This window comes from Micromonospora sp. ANENR4 (assembly GCF_015354395.1).
Classification (GTDB): Bacteria; Actinomycetota; Actinomycetes; order Mycobacteriales; family Micromonosporaceae; genus Micromonospora; species Micromonospora aurantiaca.
In genome coordinates this window covers 86,180-103,520 of record NZ_JADKYQ010000017.1, presented here as the reverse complement: position 1 = coordinate 103,520, position 17,341 = coordinate 86,180, and the positions used below count along the sequence as shown (strand labels likewise).

Genomic DNA, 17,341 nt, shown 5'->3' with positions numbered 1-17,341 from the left:
CGGGTCAGCCGACGGCCCGCCGCCTGCTCGCCTGTGTTCTCAGCCCGCGCTGGCGCTGGGCGACGGCGCGGGACTGCCGGCCGGCGCCGCACCGGGCTCGCCGACGGTGACGCTCTGGACCAGCACCTGCGTCTTCGGCTTGACCTTGGCGCCGTTGCCATTGTCCACCGTCGGCATGGCGCCGATCTTCTCCACCACGTCGAGCCCGCCGGTGACCTTGCCGACCACCGAGTAGGCCGGCTTGGCCGGGCTGGCGTCCTTGAAGAAGATCAGGAACTGGCTGCCGTTGCTGCCGGGCGGGTTGCCGATCATGGCGACCGTGCCCTTCGGGTACGTCGCCGGCTGCCCGGGCGCCGGCGAGGCCGACGGGCTGGGCTCCGCCGCGGCCGGAACGTTCTCGTCGTAGAACGAGTAGGTCGGGCCGCCGAGGCCGGTGCCGGTCGGGTCACCGCAGCGCAGCGCGCCCTCGGCGGTGATCTCGTGGCAGGTGGTGTTGTCGAAGAACGACCGGCCGGCCAGGTAGCTCAGGCTCGCCGCGCCGCACGGCGCGTCGGTCTGGTCCAGTTCGACGGTGATCGGCCCACCCTGGTTGGTGGTGATCGTCATCGGGCGGGTGCCGGAGGTGGGCAGGCCGGTGGTGGGCGGCTCGCCGACGTCCTTGAGGTTGGTGTTGACGGCGCCGTCCTGCGCGGTCCAGAGGCAGACGTCGTCGGCGGTCTTCTTCTCCGGCTCGGAGTCGAACGCGCCGAGCGCCCAGGCGGAGCCGGCCACGATCAGTACGAGCACCACCGCGGCGCCCACGCCGGCCCGGATCTGCCGGCGCCGCTTCGCGGCCGCCGCCCGCCGGGCGAGCTGCCGGTCGAGCTTGGCGCGCGCCAGTTTGCGCTGCCGGTCCCTGCTGGAAGCCACGCGCGCTCCCCTTCCTCTGCCTGATCGCCGCCGGCGCCGGGCGCCGTCCGCCGTTCCGATCGGGGTGCGCCACGCCACACGCCCGCCAGAGTGTACGGGTAGCGACTGTGAATGTGGTGTACGAGGTCCCGCCGTCTCAGACCGGCCGGGGCGGACGGGCCGGTGGCGGACGGAACCCGCTGGCCCCTGCGACTAGGCTGCAGGGGGACGACGACCGGACGGAAAGGGGAGCGACGTGCTCGTGGCCGGCTTTCCCGCGGACGCCTTCGGCACCAACTGCTACGTGGTGGCGACCGCTCCGGGGGAGCAGTGCGTGGTGGTCGACCCCGGCATCGGGGTGCTCGACCGGCTCGACGCCGTGCTCGCCGAGCACCGCCTGCACCCGGCCGCCGTGCTGCTCACCCACGGCCACCTCGACCACACGTTCTCCGTCGCCCCGGTCTGCGGCGCGCGGGGCATCCCCGCGTACGTCCACCCGGACGACCGGGAGCTGCTGGCCGACCCGAGCAAGGCGCTGTCGATGGACCTGACCCAGCTGTTCGGCGGCCGGCTGCCGTACGCCGAGCCGGACGACGTGGCCGAGCTGACCGACGGCGCGACGCTGTCGCTGGCCGGGTTGGAGATCACCGTCGACCACGCACCAGGCCATACCGGCGGGTCGGTGCTGTTCCGGTTGCCCGGCGCCGGCTCGCCCTGGGAGGCGGAGCAGATCTGCCTCTCCGGTGATGTGCTGTTCGCCGGCTCGATCGGCCGTACCGACCTGCCGGGCGGCAGCATGCCCCGGATGCTGTCCAGCCTGCGGGAGAAGGTGCTCCCGCTGGCCGACGACACGGTCGTCCTGCCCGGCCACGGCCCCGCGACCACGATCGGCCGCGAGCGCGCGACCAACCCGTACCTCGTCGAGGTGGCGGGCACCGGCGGCGCGCGCCCGGCCGCGCCCACCCGAGGCCTCTAGACCCTCACCCGCGCCCGCGCGGGTTCTCAAGGAGTTCGTGATGAGCAAGCCCACGCCCATTTCCGGCTTCCCCGAGTGGACGCCGGCGCAGCGGATGATCGAGCAGTTCGTGCTCGACCGGATCCGCGCCACGTTCGAGCTGTACGGCTTCGCCCCACTGGAGACCCGTTCGGTCGAGCCGTTGGACCAGCTCCTGCGCAAGGGGGAGACCTCCAAGGAGGTCTACCTGCTGCGCCGGTTGCAGGCCGACACCGACGGTCCGGCCGGTGACGACGCGCTCGGCCTGCACTTCGACCTGACCGTGCCGTTCGCCCGCTACGTGCTGGAGAACGCCGGCAAGCTCCAGTTCCCGTTCCGCCGCTACCAGATCCAGAAGGTGTGGCGGGGTGAGCGCCCCCAGGAGGGCCGCTACCGGGAGTTCCTCCAGGCCGACATCGACATCGTCGACCGGGACACCCTGCCGGCCCACTACGAGGCCGAGATGCCGCTGGTCATCGGTGACGCCCTGCGGTCGCTGCCGATCCCGCCGGTGCGGATCCAGGTCAACAACCGCAAGATCTGCGAGGGCTTCTACCGGGGCATCGGGCTGACCGACGCCGAGGCGGCGCTGCGCGCCGTCGACAAGCTCGACAAGATCGGCCCGGCCGGGGTGACGGAGCTGCTGGCGAGCACCGCCGGGGCGAGCGAGGCGCAGGCCAAGGCCGTGCTGTCGCTGGCCGAGATCTCCGCGCCGGACGCCTCCTTCGCCGACGCGGTGCGCGGCCTCGGGGTGAGCGACCCGCTGCTGGACGAGGGCGTCGCGGAGCTGACCGCCGTGGTGGAGACCGCCGCCGCGCACGCGCCCGGCCTCTGCGTGGCCGACCTGCGCATCGCGCGGGGCCTGGACTACTACACGGGTACGGTCTACGAGACGCAGATGATCGGCTACGAGCGGTTCGGCTCGATCTGCTCCGGCGGCCGGTACGACAACCTGGCCAGCTCCGGCAACGTCCGGTTCCCCGGCGTGGGTATCTCGATCGGGGTGACCCGGCTGCTCGGTCTGCTGTTCGGCGCCGAGGCGCTGTCGGTGTCCCGTTCGGTGCCGACCTGCGTGCTCGTGGCGGTCACCGCCGAGGAGGACCGGGCAGCCAGCGACGCGGTAGCGGCGGCCCTGCGCTCGCGCGGTGTGCCGACCGAGGTGTCCCCGTCGGCGGCCAAGTTCGGCAAGCAGATCCGGTACGCCGAGCGGCGTGGCATCCCGTACGTCTGGTTCCCGGGCGCGGACGGCGACGAGGTCAAGGACATCCGTTCCGGCGAGCAGGTGCCGGCCGCGGCGGGCGAGTGGACGCCGCCCCGGGCGGACCTGAAGCCGCTGGTCGGCCCGGCCGGCACTGGCGTCTGAAGGCGTTTCGACCTACGGTGGCGTAAGTTACGCCACCGTAGGGAGAACGTCGTGACCGTGCTCAGCCAGACCGCTCTGCTCACCGAACTCGAGCCGGTGGTCGAGAAGAACCTCGACCGCCACCTGTCGCTGGCCAAGGAGTGGTTCCCGCACGAGTACGTGCCGTGGAGCGAGGGCCGCACCTTCGACGGCCCGCTGGGCGGCGAGGCCTGGTCGCCGGAGGACTCGACGCTGCCCGAGGTGGCGCGTACCGCGCTGATCGTCAACCTGCTCACCGAGGACAACCTGCCCTCGTACCACCACGAGATCGCCACCCTGTTCGGGCGTGACGGCGCGTGGGGCACCTGGGTGCACCGGTGGACCGCCGAGGAGGGGCGGCACGGCACGGCGATCCGCGACTACCTGACCGTGACCCGGGCGGTGGACCCGGTGGCGCTGGAGCGGGCCCGCATGGTGCACATGTCGGCCGGCTACCAGAACGTCCACGACCAGGAGATGCTGCACTCGCTGGCGTACGTGTCGTTCCAGGAACTGGCGACCCGCATCTCGCACCGCAACACCGGCCGGGCCACCGGCGATCCGACGTGCGAGGCGCTGCTGGCCCGGGTCGCGGCGGACGAGAATCTGCACATGGTCTTCTACCGCAACCTGCTCGGCGCGGCGTTCGAGCTGGCGCCGTCGCAGGCGATGCGTGCCGTCGCCGACGTGCTCGCCAACTTCCAGATGCCGGGTGTCGGCATCGACGGCTTCGCCCGCAAGTCGGTGGCGATCGCGCTGGCCGGGATCTACGACCTGCGCCAGCACCGTGACGAGGTGGTGATGCCGGTGCTGCGCCAGTGGAACCTGTTCGACGTGACCGGCCTGAACGCCGACGGCGAGGCCGCCCGCGACCAGATCGCCGCCCACCTGGACACCCTGGAGACCCAGGCGTCCCGCTTCGAGGAGCGCCGCGCCGCCCGAGCCGCCCGCACCGCCGCCAAGGCCTGACGCCCGCCCCTCACTCCCGCGCGATCTTGCACTTACGGCCCCCGCGAATGCCGCGAAACCGGCACTGCGGGGGCCGAAACTGCAAGATCGCCGAGAACAGGGGCGGCGGCGGTCAGGGGAGGGGGAAGATGAGGCAGGTCGAGGTGGCGTGGGCCACCAGGCGGTCGGCCGGGTCCGTCAGGCGGGCCTCGGCCAGGGCGGTACGGCGGCCCCGTTGGAGCACGGTGCCCTCGCAGCGCAGCGTGCCGGTGTCGACTGTCACCGGGCGCAGGAACTTCACGTTGAGGTCCAGCGACGTGTAGCCGACCCCGGCCGGCAGCGTGGTGTGCACGGCGCACGCCGCGGCGGTGTCGAGCAGCGTGGAGAGGACGCCGCCGTGGACGGTGCCGAGCGGGTTGTAGTGGAACTCCTGCGGCAGCAGTTCGACAGCGACGCGCCCCTCCTCGGCCTCCATCCGGGACATGTCGACGAGGTGCATGATCGGCGGCGCGGCCAGCTCGCCGACGATCATCGCCTGCATCAGTTCCAGGCCGCTGCGCCGGCCCAGGTGTGCGGCGCCGGCCGCCGGGTCGGACCAGGTGAACGTACGGGTGCGCTCCTGCGTCTGCGTCATGGACTCAGCCTCGCAGCGCGTTGCTGAGTCTGTCAATCAGACCTAGCCTGGCGGCATGAGACCCGCGGCACTGGACTGGTCGGTGGAGAACTGCACCATCGCGCGCGCGATGGAGATCCTCGGCGAGCGGTGGACCCTGGTCGTGCTGCGCGAGGTCTTCAACGGCGTACGCCGGTTCGACGACATGCGGGTGCGCACCGGCATCCCGCGCCAGGTGCTCACCAACCGGCTCGCCATGCTCGTCGAGCGCGGCGTGCTGCGCCGGGTGCCGTACCGCGAGCCGGGCAGTCGGCCGCGCCAGGAGTACCGGCTCACCGAGATGGGCCTGGACCTGTGGCCCGTGCTCGTCGCGGTGCTCGGCTGGGGTGACCGCTACCTGGCCGACCCGGAGGGCTCGCCGCTGAGTGTCGCGCACCGCGACTGCGGCGCCGAGGTCCGGGTCGCGTTGCGCTGCGCCGAGGGGCACGAGATCACCGAGGCGCGGGACGTGCTGCCCCGCCCGGGCCCGGGGGCCCGCAGCCGCAACCTCTGAATCGGCTCTGACAGATGATGTCGATGTTGTTGCTCCGGCGTTACATCGGGCGCTGGTGCGAATCCGGGCAAAGCCATGTCTTGCTTACGATCTTAAATGTGTGAATACTTTGGGCACCCGGGCGGTTTCCCCAGGTCGCCCGGGTTGTCCTCGGGCGCGCCCCCATGACAGCGCCCGTTCACCCCCATTCGGAGGTTGTTACATGCGACCCACGAGGTCCACGCTCCGCCGCGCCGCCGCAGTAGCCGTCGCCGGCACCCTGGTCACCGGCTCGCTGCTCGGCGCACCCGCGCAGGCCGCCCCCACGGCCCTCTCGCCGGACGCCGCCGCCACCCTCGTCGAGAAGCTCGGCGCCCGCGCGGCCGGGACGTACGCCGACGCCAGCGGCAAGATGGTCGTCGCGGTGACCGACACCGCGACCGCCCGCCAGGTGCGGAACGCCGGCGCCATCCCGAAGATCGTGGCGCGCGGCGCGGACAAGCTCAACGCCGCCACCAGCGAGCTGGAGCGCTCCGCGAAGATCCCCGGCACCGCCTGGTGGACCGACCCGGCCACGAACCAGGTCGTCGTCTCCGTCGACAGCACCGTCACCGGCGCCAAGCTGGAGCGGGTCAAGGCCGCCGCCGCCCGGCACAACGGCGCGATCCGCATCGAGGCCGAGGCCGGCACGCTGAGCACCCGGATCTCCGGCGGCCAGGCGATCTACGCCAGCGGCGGCCGGTGCTCGCTCGGCTTCAACGTGCGTAGCGGTTCGACGTACTACTTCCTCACCGCCGGGCACTGCACCAACATCGGCTCGACCTGGTACTCCAACTCCAGCCGCACCACCGTGCTCGGCACCCGGACCGGCACCAGCTTCCCGGGCAACGACTACGGCATCGTCCGGCACAGCAACTCGGCCAACGCGGCCGGCAACGTCTCGCTCTACAACGGCAGCTTCCAGGACATCACCTCGGCCGGCAACGCGTACGTCGGCCAGTCCGTCCGCCGTTCCGGCAGCACCACCGGCCTGCGCAGCGGCAGCGTCACCGCGCTCAACGCGACCGTGAACTACGCCGAGGGCAGCGTCTCCGGCCTCATCCGCACCAACGTCTGCGCCGAGCCCGGCGACAGCGGCGGCTCGCTGTTCAGCGGCACCACCGCGCTGGGCCTCACCTCCGGCGGCAGCGGCAACTGCTCCTCCGGCGGCACGACCTACTTCCAGCCGGTCACCGAGGCGCTCAGCCGCTACGGCGTGAGCGTCTTCTGATCCGCGCACCGCAGTGGACGGGCCGCCGGTCACCCGGCGGCCCGTTCCGCGTACCCGGTCAGGCGCCCGCTCCGAGGCGGCCCGGACCGACCGGCGGCCCGTCCGGGCGCGGCGGCTCCGCCGGCTGGGCCGTCCAGTGCCGGTGGGCCCGCCGGGCGGACAGCACCGCCGCCAGCGGCCAGAGCGTCACCGCGAGCGCGGCCACCCGCTCGGCCAGCCCGGTCCGGGAGCCGCCCGTCACCTCGGCCACCGACCAGCCGAACAACGCCAGCAGGACGGCCGTCACGGCCAGCGCCACCGGCCGGCGGAACGCCCACGGCGGCCGGCCCGCCGGGGAGGCGGCCACCTCGCGCGGCACTCTGCGGGGCAGCCGCAGCGCCGTACCGGCCGGCCACAGCGACAGCGCGAGCACCGCCACGGTGGCCACCACGCCGTGCGCCGGGGAGCCACCCACCTGCGGCCGGGGGAACGCGATGAGCGCGACGGTGGACACCCCACCCACCGCGAGCAGGAAGCGACTGGGCAGCCCGGCGGCGTGCAGCGCGGCGGCGGTGGCGCAGTAGCAGCAGCCGAGCAGTACCAGCGCGCCGCCCATCAGCCACGGATCGGTGGCGCCCTCGCCGGCCAGCTCGCTGATCGTGTCCCGCACCGGGTCGTACCCCGGCCCCTGGCGGGCGCCCGCCACCGTCCAGCCCGCCACCAGCAGCGCGGGCGCGGCGGCCGCGGTGGCCACGGCCCAGCTCGGTACGGCACGCACCCGGTCACGGTAGACCGCCGGACCCGGCCCGCAGGGCGCTTTCGCCACCGCCGAGGCGGACCGGCTCGACGGGTGCCCGGGAGCGGGCCCGCCCGCCCTGACAGAATGCGGGGGAGCAGTGAGTGGACCAGATTGAGGAGACGCCAGCCGTGATCCGTACCCACAATGCCGGAAGCCTGCGCGCCGCGGACGCCGGCTCGACGGTGACGCTCGCCGGGTGGGTGGCCCGCCGGCGCGACCACGGCGGTGTCATCTTCGTCGACCTGCGTGACGCCTCCGGCGTCGTGCAGGTGGTCTTCCGCGAGGAGGACGCGCACGCGCTGCGCAACGAGTTCTGCGTCAAGGTCACCGGCGAGGTGACCCGCCGCCCGGAGGGCAACGAGAACCCGGACCTGCCCACCGGCGAGGTCGAGGTGACCGCGACCGCGCTGGAGGTGCTCTCCGAGGCCGCGCCGCTGCCGCTGCCGGTGGACGACCAGATCGAGGCCGGCGACGACATCCGGCTCAAGTACCGCTACCTGGACCTGCGCCGGGGCGGCCCGGCCAAGGCCATGCGGCTGCGCTCGCGGGCCAACCAGATCGCCCGCGGCGTGCTGCACGAGCGGGACTTCCTGGAGATCGAGACGCCGACGCTGACCCGCTCCACCCCGGAGGGTGCCCGCGACTTCCTGGTGCCGGTGCGCCTGCAGCCCGGCAGCTGGTACGCGTTGCCGCAGTCGCCGCAGCTGTTCAAGCAGCTGCTCATGGTCGGCGGCATGGAGCGGTACTACCAGATCGCCCGCTGCTACCGCGACGAGGACTTCCGCGCCGACCGGCAGCCGGAGTTCACCCAGCTCGACATCGAGATGTCGTTCGTCACCGAGGACGACGTGATCGACCTGGGCGAGGCGATCGTCTCGGCGCTGTGGAAGGACCTCGCCGGCTACGAGATCTCCCGGCCGATCCCGCGCATCACCTGGCACGACGCCATGTCCCGGTACGGCTCGGACAAGCCGGACCTGCGCTACGGCGTCGAGCTGACCGAGCTGACCGACTACCTGCGCGGCACCGAGTTCCGGGTGTTCGCGGGCGCGATCGACGCGGGCGGCTACGTCGGCGCGGTGGTCATGCCCGGCGGCGCGTCGCAGACCCGCAAGGAGCTGGACGGCTGGCAGGACTGGGCCAAGGCGCGCGGCGCGCGCGGCCTGGCGTACGTGGTGCTGGACGCCGAGACCGGCGAGCCGCGCGGCCCGGTGGCGAAGAACCTGTCCGAGGCGCACCTGTCCGGCCTGGCCGACGCGGTCGGCGCGAAGCCGGGCGACGCGGTCTTCTTCGCCGCCAGCACGAACACCCGCGAGGCGCAGGAGCTGCTCGGCGCGGCCCGCATCGAGATCGCCAAGCGGTCGAACCTGGTCGACGAGAGCGCCTGGGCGTTCTGCTGGGTCGTGGACGCGCCGATGTTCGAACGCACGGACGAGGGCGGCTGGACCGCCGTGCACCACCCGTTCACCTCGCCGAACGCCGAGTGGGTGGACCGGTTCGAGGACGCGCCGGACCGGGCGCTGGCCTACGCGTACGACATCGTCTGCAACGGCAACGAGATCGGCGGCGGCTCGATCCGTATCCACCGCGGCGACGTGCAGCAGCGGGTGTTCGACCTGCTCGGCATCACCGCCGACGAGGCGCAGGACAAGTTCGGCTTCCTGCTGGAGGCGTTCAAGTACGGCGCCCCGCCGCACGGCGGCATCGCGTTCGGCTGGGACCGGGTCTGCATGCTGCTGGCCGGCGCGGACTCGATCCGCGAGGTGATCGCGTTCCCGAAGACCCGGGGCGGCTTCGACCCGCTGACCGGCGCGCCCACCCCGATCACCGGGCAGCAGCGCGCCGAGGCCGGCATCGACGCCAAGCCGAAGGCCCCGACCGGCCCGCACGCCGGCACCGCCGGCCCGGCCGCCCCGGTGGCCGACCCCGTCTGATCCTCGCTCTCCGGAACTGGCCCGCGTCATGATGACGCGGGCCTTTTTCGATCTTCGGGGGAGACGACATGAACCTGCTCGTGGTGGGAGCCAGCGGTTTCCTCGGCACCGAGGTGTGCCGGCAGGCGGTCGCCGCCGGGCACCGGGTCGCCGGCACGTACCACCGCGCCGCCGTCGCGGTGCCCGGCGTCGCGCCGCACCGGCTCGACGTGACCGACCGCGCCGCCGTGCGTGAGCTGCTGACCCGGGTACGCCCCGACGCTGTCGTCGCCACCCCCTACCGGTACGACGAATGGGCGGTCACGGCGGACGGGGCGGCCCACATCGCGGTGGCCGCCGCCGAGGTGGGTGCCCGGCTGGTGCACCTGTCCAGCGACGCGCTGCACGCCGGGCGTCCGAAGCCGTATGCGGACGAGGACGTGCCCACGCCGCTGCACCCGTACGGGGCGGCGAAGGCGGCGGCGGAGACGGCGGTGCGGGCGGTGGACCCGGGCGCGGCGCTGGTGCGGACGTCGCTGATCGTGGGGGAGGGCAGCAAGCAGATCCAGCTCTGCCGGGACGCGCTGGCCGGCCGGGCCACGCTGTTCACCGACGAGCTGCGCTGCCCGGTGCACGTGGCCGACCTCGCCGCCGCGGTGCTGGAGCTGGTGCCGGGCGAGTACGCCGGGCTGCTCAACGTGGCCGGGCCGGACGCGGTGAGCCGCGCCGAGCTGGGGCTGCTGGTGGCCCGGCACGACGGGGCGGACGCGGGCGGGCTGCGGACGACCACCATCGCCGCCGCCGGGCTGCACCGGCCGGGCGAGGTGGTGCTGGACTCCACCCGGGCGGCGGGGCTGCTGCGGACCCGGCTGCGGGGCGTCGCCGAGCTGTACGGCTAGTTGCACAGAATCTTTGCAAGCATCTTGTGCATGGAAAGTGTGCACAGATATTGTGCATCGCATGGAGGAGAAGAAGGAGCGCACCGTACGCATCGACCACCGCCAGGTCCGCGCGCTGGCCCAGCCGCTGCGCATGCGGCTGATCGGGGCGCTGCGCGTGGTGGGCCCGTCCACCGCCACCGCCCTGGCCGAGATGCTCGGTACCAACAGCGGCGCGACCAGCTACCACCTGCGCCAGCTCGCCGAGGTCGGCCTCGTGGTCGAGGACCCCGACCTCGGCACCGGCCGGCAGCGCTACTGGCGGGCCGCGCACGACGTCACCAACTGGGAGTCGAGCGACTTCGACGACGACCCGGACGCGCGCGCCGCGATCGAGTGGATCGAGGCGGACTACGTCCGCTTCTTCGCCGGGCACGCCGAACGCTGGTTCGCCCAGCGGCACCAGTGGTCGCCCGCCTGGCGCGACGGGTTCGGCATGGGCGACTTCTTCATGCGGATCCCGGTGGACCGCCTGGAGGCCATCAAGGAGGAGGTCTTCGCGCTCTTCGAGCGGCACCGCGACGAGACCGACCCGGACGACCCCGACGCCGAGACGGTGCAGCTCTACCTCGCCGCCTTCCCGATGGACGCGGCGTTGCCGCGGACCACCCCGCCGTCCACTGAGGAGAAGTCGTGACCGCGCTGTCCGTACGCCAGATCCGGATCCGCTACCTCACGCTGTACGGCCTGCGCTGGCTACCGAGCGGCCTGCTCATGCCGGTGATGATCCTGCTGATGCAGGAGCGCGGCCTCACGCTCTCCCAGATCGGCCTGGTCGCCACCGCCCAGGGCCTCGTGGTGCTGGCGCTGGAACTGCCCACCGGCGGCTTCGCCGACGCGCTCGGCCGCAAACCGGTGCTGGTCGCGGCCTGGGCCGTCGGCCTCGGCTCGCTGGCGCTGATGGCGGTGGCCGACTCGTTCTGGATGTTCTTCCTGGTCTGGGCGCTGCAGGGCATCTACCGGGCGCTCGACAGCGGCCCGATGGAGTCCTGGTACGTCGACGCCACGCTCGCCGTCGACCCGAAGGCCGAGTACGAGCGCGGCCTCGGCTGGGCCGGCACCGTCGTCGGTGTCGCCATCGGCGCGGGCGCCCTGCTCAGCGGCGGCCTGGTCGCGCTCGGTCCGATCGGCCCGGTCAGCGCCCTCGCGCTGCCGGTGATCGTCGCCGCCGTGCTCCAGGCCGTCTCCATCGTGGCGCTGCTCGCGCTGATGGCCGAGCGGCGGCCCGCGTCCGGCCCGGCCGCGCTGCGCGCCTCGGTGGTCGATGCGCCCCGCATGGTCGGGCAGGCCGTCGGGCTGCTGCGCCGCAACCGGGTACTGCTGGCCCTCGTCGCCGTCGAACTGTTCTGGGGCTTCGGCATGGTCACCTTCGAGTCGCTGCTCCCGGTACGCCTCGCCGAGGTGCTCGACGACCCGGCCCGCGCGGCGGCGCTGCTCGGCCCCGCCGGTACGGCGGCCTGGCTCGCCAACGCCGCCGGCGCCGCGCTCACCCCGTTCCTGCTGCGCCGCCTCGGCGCCGCCCCCGCTGCCGCGCTGATGCGCATCCTGCAGGGCGTGACTGTGGTCGGCATGGGCCTGCTGGCCGGCCCGGTCGGCATCCTCATCGCGTACCTCGCCTGCTACGCCGTGCACGGCGCGTCGAACCCGCTGCACATGGGACTGCTGCACCGGCAGGTCGACGGCCCGTACCGGACCAGCGTGCTCTCGCTGAACTCGATGGCCGCCCAGCCGGCCGGCGCGCTCGGCGCGGTCACGCTGACCGCGCTGGCCGACGCCACGAGCGTCAGCGTCGCGATGTTCGTCGGCGCGGTGGTGCTCGCCGTGGCCGCGCCGCTCTACCTGCCGGCCTGGCGCGCCGCCCGCCGTGCCCGCTCTTCGGTCGAGGTGGCGCCGGAGGTGACGGGCGGCGGCCCCGGCCACGCCGGCCCGCCCCTCGACCCCGCCCCCGCGGTGGCCGCGCCCGCTCCCGCCGGCCGCGACTGAGCCGACCGGCCGGGTGGAACGTCATGGGTGTCTCGGACGCCGTTTGACACCCATGACGTTCCACCCACGCGGTCGGGGCGTCGCGTGTCAGGCGAGTTTGACGGAGGTGCGGCGTTCGGCGGCGGTGAAGCCGAGCCGGCCGTAGAGCCGGATCGCGCCCACGTTGTCCGGGTAGACACCCAGCGCCACGGTGTCGTACCGGCCGAACAGGGCATCCGTCATCCCGGCGGTCAGCGCCGCGCCCAGCCCTCGGCCGCGAAGCCCGGGCGCGACAGTCAACCCGGCCAGGAAGCCGATGTCGCCGCGGCTGCGATCGGCGCCGCAGGCGAGCAGGCGGTCACCGTCGCGGATGCCGTACCAGTCGACGATGCCCGGCTCGCCCGGTCGCGAGGTGGTGGCCGGGAACGCCTCCTCGATCAACGCGGCCAGGGCGGGGTGGTCGGCGGCGGTGAGGCGTACCACCCGCTCCTGCTCCGGCCGGCGCGGCGGCGGCGCGGTGGTCCAGAGGAAGTCCCACTCGGTCAGCCGGGCCACCGGCAGCCGCGCGGCCACCTCGTCCGGATCGGCGTGCGACAGGTTGATCGACTGACCGGCCCGCAGCGTCCCGTCCGCCCGGTGGGCGGCGAAGACGTCGAGCGCCGGGCCGGGTGCGCCGACCGCGCCGCCGGCCGACCACTCGCCCGGCGGGAGCAGCCATCCGACCGCGCCGGCGTGCCGCCATCCGCGCGCGGCCTGGTCGCGCCGCAGCGCGTGCCGGGCGTACGGGTGGCGGCCGGCCGCGTCGAGCAGCGCGTCCCGCCCGGTCAGCGATTCGTCGACCGTGATCATTCCGCCAGCGTACGAGCATCCCCGCTGGTACCGAGGGTTGAGGCACCGCCTGTTCCACGGTGGAGATTGACGAACAGACCGATTGGGTACATCCGTCGCCGACCTGCTGGGAACCCCCACCGGAGGAACGACATGCTCGCCATTCTCGCGGCCATCGTGTTCGGTTTCGCGCTGCTGCTCGACTTCATGAACACCGACCTCGGCGCCCCCGATCTGTTCAGCACCTCGACCCTCATGCTCATCGGCTTCCTGCTGCTCTCGCTCTACCTGGCCGGCGTCGGCTCCGGCCCGCGCGGCGGCGGTGGCGGCCGGTGGTACCGGGGCCGGCGGCCGGGTCGCGGCTGACCGGAAAAGACCACCCCGGGCCGGGGCGGCGGCGCGATTCCGGCGTCGTCGGCCCGGCCCGGTACTGTCTTCGTGATGGAATCGGACGCCCTCTTCAGCCTCGGCGAGCCGGCCGGCGCACCCGCGGGCGCGGGCGGCGCCGACGGCTTCACCGACGCCCGGGCGGACTCGCCCCTGCCGGTCCGGATGCGGCCGGCGGGCATCGACGAGCTGGTCGGGCAGGAACACCTGCTCGCGCCGGGAGCGCCGCTGCGTCAGCTGGTCGAGGGCGCGACGCCGATGTCGGTGATCCTCTGGGGTCCGCCGGGCAGCGGCAAGACCACCATCGCCCACCTCGTGGCCCGGGCCACCGACCGGCGGTTCGTGGCGATGTCCGCGCTGACCGCCGGCGTGAAGGACGTCCGCGCCGTGATCGACACCGCCCGCCGGCAGCGGCGGTCCGGCGGCCCGCCGACGGTGCTGTTCATCGACGAGGTGCACCGGTTCAGCAAGACCCAGCAGGACTCGCTTCTCGCCGCGGTCGAGGACCGGACCGTCACGCTGCTGGCGGCGACCACGGAGAACCCGTACTTCTCGGTCATCTCGCCCTTGCTGTCGCGCTGCGTGCTGCTCACCCTCCAGGCCCTCGACGACGACGACGTCCGCGGCCTGCTGCGCCGCGCGGTCGCCGACGAGCGCGGACTCGGCGGCGCGCTGGTCCTGGCCGAGGAGGCGGAGGACCACCTGGTCCGCCTCGCCGGAGGCGACGTGCGCAAGGCGCTCACCGCGCTGGAGGCGGCCGCGGCCACCGCTACCGCGCTCGGCACCGGCCGGATCGACCTGGCGGTGGCCGAACAGGCGGTCGACGTGGCGGCGGTGCGATACGACCGCGACGGCGACGCCCACTACGACGTGACGAGCGCGTTCATCAAGAGCATGCGCGGCTCGGACGTGGATGCGTCACTGCACTGGCTGGCCCGGATGCTGGTGGCCGGTGAGGACGCCCGGTTCATCGCCCGCCGGTTGGTGATCTTCGCCAGTGAGGACGTCGGCATGGCCGATCCCACCGCGCTGACAGTGGCCACCGCGGCCGCCCACGCGGTCGAGTACGTGGGCCTGCCCGAGGCGCAGCTCAACCTGGCCCAGGCGGTCATCCATCTGGCCACGGCGCCGAAGTCGAACTCGGCCACCACAGCGATCGGCGCCGCCGTCGCCGACGTTCGCGCGGGTCGGGGCGGTCCGGTGCCGCGCGGGCTGCGCGACGCCCACTACTCCGGCGCGCGGGGCCTCGGTCACGGCCGCGGCTACCGCTACCCGCACGACGACCACCGGGGGGTGGTCACCCAGCAGTACGCTCCGGACGACCTCGTCGGCACCGACTACTACCAGCCCAGCGGGCACGGCGCGGAGCGGGCGGTGGCCACCCGGCTGCCGCTGCTGCGCCGGATCGTACGCGGGCTGCCGGCTCCGGCGACCCGGGCGGAGGCCGGCGCCCCGGCCACCGCGAACGGGGCCCGGGTGGGGGGCGGCGAGCAGGCCAGCGGGGCGAGTGAGGGCGGCAGCGACGCCGCCGAGGGGGGTCAGTAGTGATGGCGCGTGGTCCGGAGCGGCCGGCGGACGGCCCCGACGAGCGGCGCGACCCGCGGGGCAAGGGCCGCCGATGGGGACGCGGCCGGGCCGAGCCCGAGCTGGACCCGACTGTCGTCGGCGAGGAACTCGGCTGGATCGACGACCTGCGCACCGCCAAGCACCAGGGCGGTGAACTCGGGCCGGACGGTGACGTCCCGGCGCCGCACCCCGGCCCCGACCCGTCCTGGCCGGCCGCCGAGCCGCGTCGCCCGGCCCCCGCGCCGGGCCCCGCCCCCGGCATGCCGCCCGCCGGCCGACCGGCTGCGCCGCCCTCGGCACCGGGCCCGCAGCCGCCCTCGGCCGGTCAACCGGGTACGCCTGCGCCCGCAGGCCGGTCCGGTCCGCCGCCGGCAGGCCCGCAGGCGCCCGGCCGTCCCGTGCCGCCCCAGGCAGGCGCGCCCCAGGCTCCCGGCCGTCCCGTTCCGCCATCGGCCGGCGCACCGCAGGCCCCAGGCCGTCCCGTGCCGCCACCGGCCGCCGCGCCCCAGGCTCCCGGCCGGCCTCACCCGAGCGGGCCCGCTCCGGGCGGCCGCACCGACCCGACGATGCCGCCCGTGACCGGCCGTGCCGGACCGGCGGCGCCCCCGGCCGCGGGCCGCACCGGCGGACCCGGTAACGACCTCCCTCCGGCCCCCGGCCGTCCGGGCATCGACCCGCCTCCTCCGCAGCGACGGTCCGGTGCGGACATCGCCGCACCGGCCGGCCGGCCCGGCATGGACACGCCCCCGGCCGCCGGGCGTCCGGCGGGGGCGATGCCGCCGGGAGCCCGCCCGCCGGTCGAGGACGCGCCTGCCGGTCGCCCCGGCCCGGAGACGCCGCCCGGCGGCCGTCACGGTCCGCGTCCCCCGGTCATGCGCCGCCCCGACGCGCCCGCTCCCGCCGCCCCGCCGGTACGCCCCGGCGGTCCCGAGCCGGGTGCCCCGCGCCGGGCCGCCGACGGTCCCTGGCCCGGCGGCCCCGAAGCCGCCGCCCCGCGCCGCCCGGTCGACGGTCCGTGGCCGGGTGTGCCCGAGGCGCCGCGTCCGCCGGATGCGCCGTACCGCCGCCGCCCGGACGGACCCACCGGTCAGCAGCCACCGGTCACCGGCACCCGCACGCCGTCGGGGGCGCCGTCGCCCGGCCGCGTGCCCGCCGACGCGGGCCGGCCTTCCGCGGACGGCGACACCCGCGTACCGCCGGCGCCCCGCGGCGGGCACGGCGCCGGGCCCGAGGGCCCGCACCCGGCCGACCCGACGATCCCGCCGCCCGCCGGACGACGGGCCCGCCCCGACGACACCGCCGGCATCCAGCCGGTCTCCGGTGCGGGCCGCCGAGCGCGTGCCGACGGCGTTCCGCCCGGCACCCGGCCCGTCTCCGGTGCCGGCCGCCGCGCCGCGCCGGAAGGCGTCGCACCCGGCGCGCCGGCCGGGCGAGCAGTTCCGGACGCCGCCCCGGTCTCCGGTGGCGGGCGCCGTGCCCGGCACGACGAGCCCACCGGCGGTCACCACCTGCCCGCACCCGGCGCCGAACCCGCAGCCACGCCCGGCCGGCGGGCCGCCCCGGATCGCTCCCCGGTCGTGCCGCGCAGCGGCAACGCACCGGACGTGCCGGGCGCGCCCGTGTCCGGCAGCCCGGCGACCGGCCCGACCTCGCCCACCGGCCGTCGCGGCGCGCCAGCCGGCCGCGGCTCCGCGCCCGACACGGCCGGCGGCCGGAGCGGCGCACCCGACACGGCCGGCGGTCGACGGAGCGCACCCGAGGTACCCGGCGCCCGGCGGGCCGCGTCCGACGAGCCGGGTGGCCCCGGTGTCGCCGCCGAGACGCCCGGCCGACGGGCCGCCCGTGACGATGCCGGTGAGCAGCGGCCGCAACGGCCCGAACGCCCCGCCGACTGGCTGCGGCAGGCCGGTCGTTCGCCGCACACCGACCCCGCCATGCCGGTCACCCGCCGTCCGGCCGGCCCAGCCGCCGAGGAGCCGCCCGGCCGTTCCGGTGGCCCCACCGGCCGGGCCGGTGTCGCAGTGCCGCCGGTGCGTCCCGAACCGGGTACGCCGTCCCGGCGACAGGGGCAGCCCGGCCCCGATGTGCCGGCGCGCGCCGAACCGGCGGCCCGCCCCGACCAGTCCGGCCCGGGCATGCCCCCGGCCCGGCCTCAGCCGTCCGACCCGCCGTCCACCCGGCCCGGCCCGGCCCGCGGCGCTGCCCGTCCCGGTGTCGCCGCCGTCCCCGGTGGCGGACCGGCCGGCCCGGTCGAGCCTGGCCCGCGCGGCGACCTCGATCGCACGGGCGGGATTCCGGCCGGCGGTGGCCGTCCCGGTGGTGCTCCGGCCGGCCCGGCCGGAC

The 17,341-nt window shown here is 75.1% G+C and carries 15 protein-coding genes; 11 read left to right on the top strand and 4 right to left on the bottom strand.

Translation table 11 applies throughout. The features are described from left to right. Nucleotides 1–39: 39 nt before the first annotated feature. Nucleotides 40–909, bottom strand: a complete 870-nt coding sequence (locus IRY44_RS26320; RefSeq protein ID WP_194802897.1) for a peptidylprolyl isomerase — start codon at nucleotides 907–909, stop codon at nucleotides 40–42. A gap of 235 nt (nucleotides 910–1,144) precedes the next feature. On the opposite strand from IRY44_RS26320, the gene IRY44_RS26315 reads away from it, so the two are divergent. From IRY44_RS26315 to IRY44_RS26305, 3 genes are read left to right on the top strand one after another with little or no spacing between them, the layout of a single operon-like run. Then, on the top strand, nucleotides 1,145–1,864 hold the full coding sequence (locus tag IRY44_RS26315) for an MBL fold metallo-hydrolase (protein ID WP_194802896.1): 720 nt from the start codon (nucleotides 1,145–1,147) through the stop codon (nucleotides 1,862–1,864). Nucleotides 1,865–1,904: 40 nt separating this feature from the next. After that, nucleotides 1,905–3,245, top strand: coding sequence for a histidine--tRNA ligase (gene hisS / locus IRY44_RS26310; protein ID WP_194802895.1), 1,341 nt, complete (start codon nucleotides 1,905–1,907; stop codon nucleotides 3,243–3,245). A 51-nt stretch (nucleotides 3,246–3,296) separates the two neighbouring features. Further along, nucleotides 3,297–4,232 carry an acyl-ACP desaturase gene (locus IRY44_RS26305; protein WP_194802894.1) on the top strand — a complete coding sequence of 312 codons (936 nt, stop codon included), beginning with the start codon at nucleotides 3,297–3,299 and terminating at the stop codon, nucleotides 4,230–4,232. A 112-nt stretch (nucleotides 4,233–4,344) separates the two neighbouring features. Here IRY44_RS26305 and IRY44_RS26300 read toward each other — a convergent pair whose 3' ends face one another. Then, nucleotides 4,345–4,845 carry a PaaI family thioesterase gene (locus IRY44_RS26300; RefSeq protein WP_194802893.1) on the bottom strand — a complete coding sequence of 167 codons (501 nt, stop codon included), beginning with the start codon at nucleotides 4,843–4,845 and terminating at the stop codon, nucleotides 4,345–4,347. 55 nt (nucleotides 4,846–4,900) lie between these two features. Between IRY44_RS26300 and IRY44_RS26295 the strand changes: the two genes are divergently transcribed. Continuing rightward, nucleotides 4,901–5,377, top strand: coding sequence for a helix-turn-helix domain-containing protein (locus tag IRY44_RS26295; RefSeq protein WP_194802892.1), 477 nt, complete (start codon nucleotides 4,901–4,903; stop codon nucleotides 5,375–5,377). Between the two features lie 202 nt (nucleotides 5,378–5,579). Beyond that, a complete protein-coding gene (locus IRY44_RS26290) occupies nucleotides 5,580–6,626 on the top strand; it encodes a S1 family peptidase (RefSeq protein ID WP_194802891.1) in 1,047 nt (348 codons plus the stop codon). A 58-nt stretch (nucleotides 6,627–6,684) separates the two neighbouring features. Here IRY44_RS26290 and IRY44_RS26285 read toward each other — a convergent pair whose 3' ends face one another. Next, nucleotides 6,685–7,383 (bottom strand): DUF998 domain-containing protein, encoded by a 699-nt coding sequence (locus tag IRY44_RS26285; RefSeq protein WP_269696560.1) that lies wholly within the window; start codon nucleotides 7,381–7,383, stop codon nucleotides 6,685–6,687. Nucleotides 7,384–7,532: 149 nt separating this feature from the next. Between IRY44_RS26285 and aspS the strand changes: the two genes are divergently transcribed. From aspS to IRY44_RS26265, 4 genes are all read left to right on the top strand, one after another. After that, a complete protein-coding gene (aspS, locus tag IRY44_RS26280) occupies nucleotides 7,533–9,338 on the top strand; it encodes an aspartate--tRNA ligase (protein ID WP_194802939.1) in 1,806 nt (601 codons plus the stop codon). A 68-nt stretch (nucleotides 9,339–9,406) separates the two neighbouring features. After that, on the top strand, nucleotides 9,407–10,216 hold the full coding sequence (locus IRY44_RS26275) for a sugar nucleotide-binding protein (RefSeq protein ID WP_194802889.1): 810 nt from the start codon (nucleotides 9,407–9,409) through the stop codon (nucleotides 10,214–10,216). Between the two features lie 61 nt (nucleotides 10,217–10,277). Continuing rightward, on the top strand, nucleotides 10,278–10,892 hold the full coding sequence (locus tag IRY44_RS26270) for a helix-turn-helix transcriptional regulator (RefSeq protein WP_194802888.1): 615 nt from the start codon (nucleotides 10,278–10,280) through the stop codon (nucleotides 10,890–10,892). Beyond that, nucleotides 10,889–12,238 carry an MFS transporter gene (locus IRY44_RS26265; RefSeq protein ID WP_194802887.1) on the top strand — a complete coding sequence of 450 codons (1,350 nt, stop codon included), beginning with the start codon at nucleotides 10,889–10,891 and terminating at the stop codon, nucleotides 12,236–12,238. Before IRY44_RS26270 ends, IRY44_RS26265 begins: the two co-directional genes overlap by 4 nt. Before the next feature lie 87 nt (nucleotides 12,239–12,325). On the opposite strand, the gene IRY44_RS26260 is transcribed toward IRY44_RS26265, so the two are convergent. After that, entirely contained in the window at nucleotides 12,326–13,066 is a 741-nt protein-coding gene (locus IRY44_RS26260) for a GNAT family N-acetyltransferase (protein WP_194802886.1), read from the bottom strand. Nucleotides 13,067–13,198: 132 nt separating this feature from the next. Between IRY44_RS26260 and IRY44_RS26255 the strand changes: the two genes are divergently transcribed. Together IRY44_RS26255 and IRY44_RS26250 are read left to right on the top strand one after the other, a co-directional pair. Beyond that, the gene (locus tag IRY44_RS26255) at nucleotides 13,199–13,411 is read left to right on the top strand and encodes a hypothetical protein (protein ID WP_018785054.1); all 213 of its coding nucleotides are present in this window, start codon (nucleotides 13,199–13,201) and stop codon (nucleotides 13,409–13,411) included. 75 nt (nucleotides 13,412–13,486) lie between these two features. After that, nucleotides 13,487–14,977, top strand: coding sequence for a replication-associated recombination protein A (locus IRY44_RS26250; protein ID WP_194802885.1), 1,491 nt, complete (start codon nucleotides 13,487–13,489; stop codon nucleotides 14,975–14,977). The last annotated feature ends 2,364 nt before the right edge of the window (nucleotides 14,978–17,341 follow it).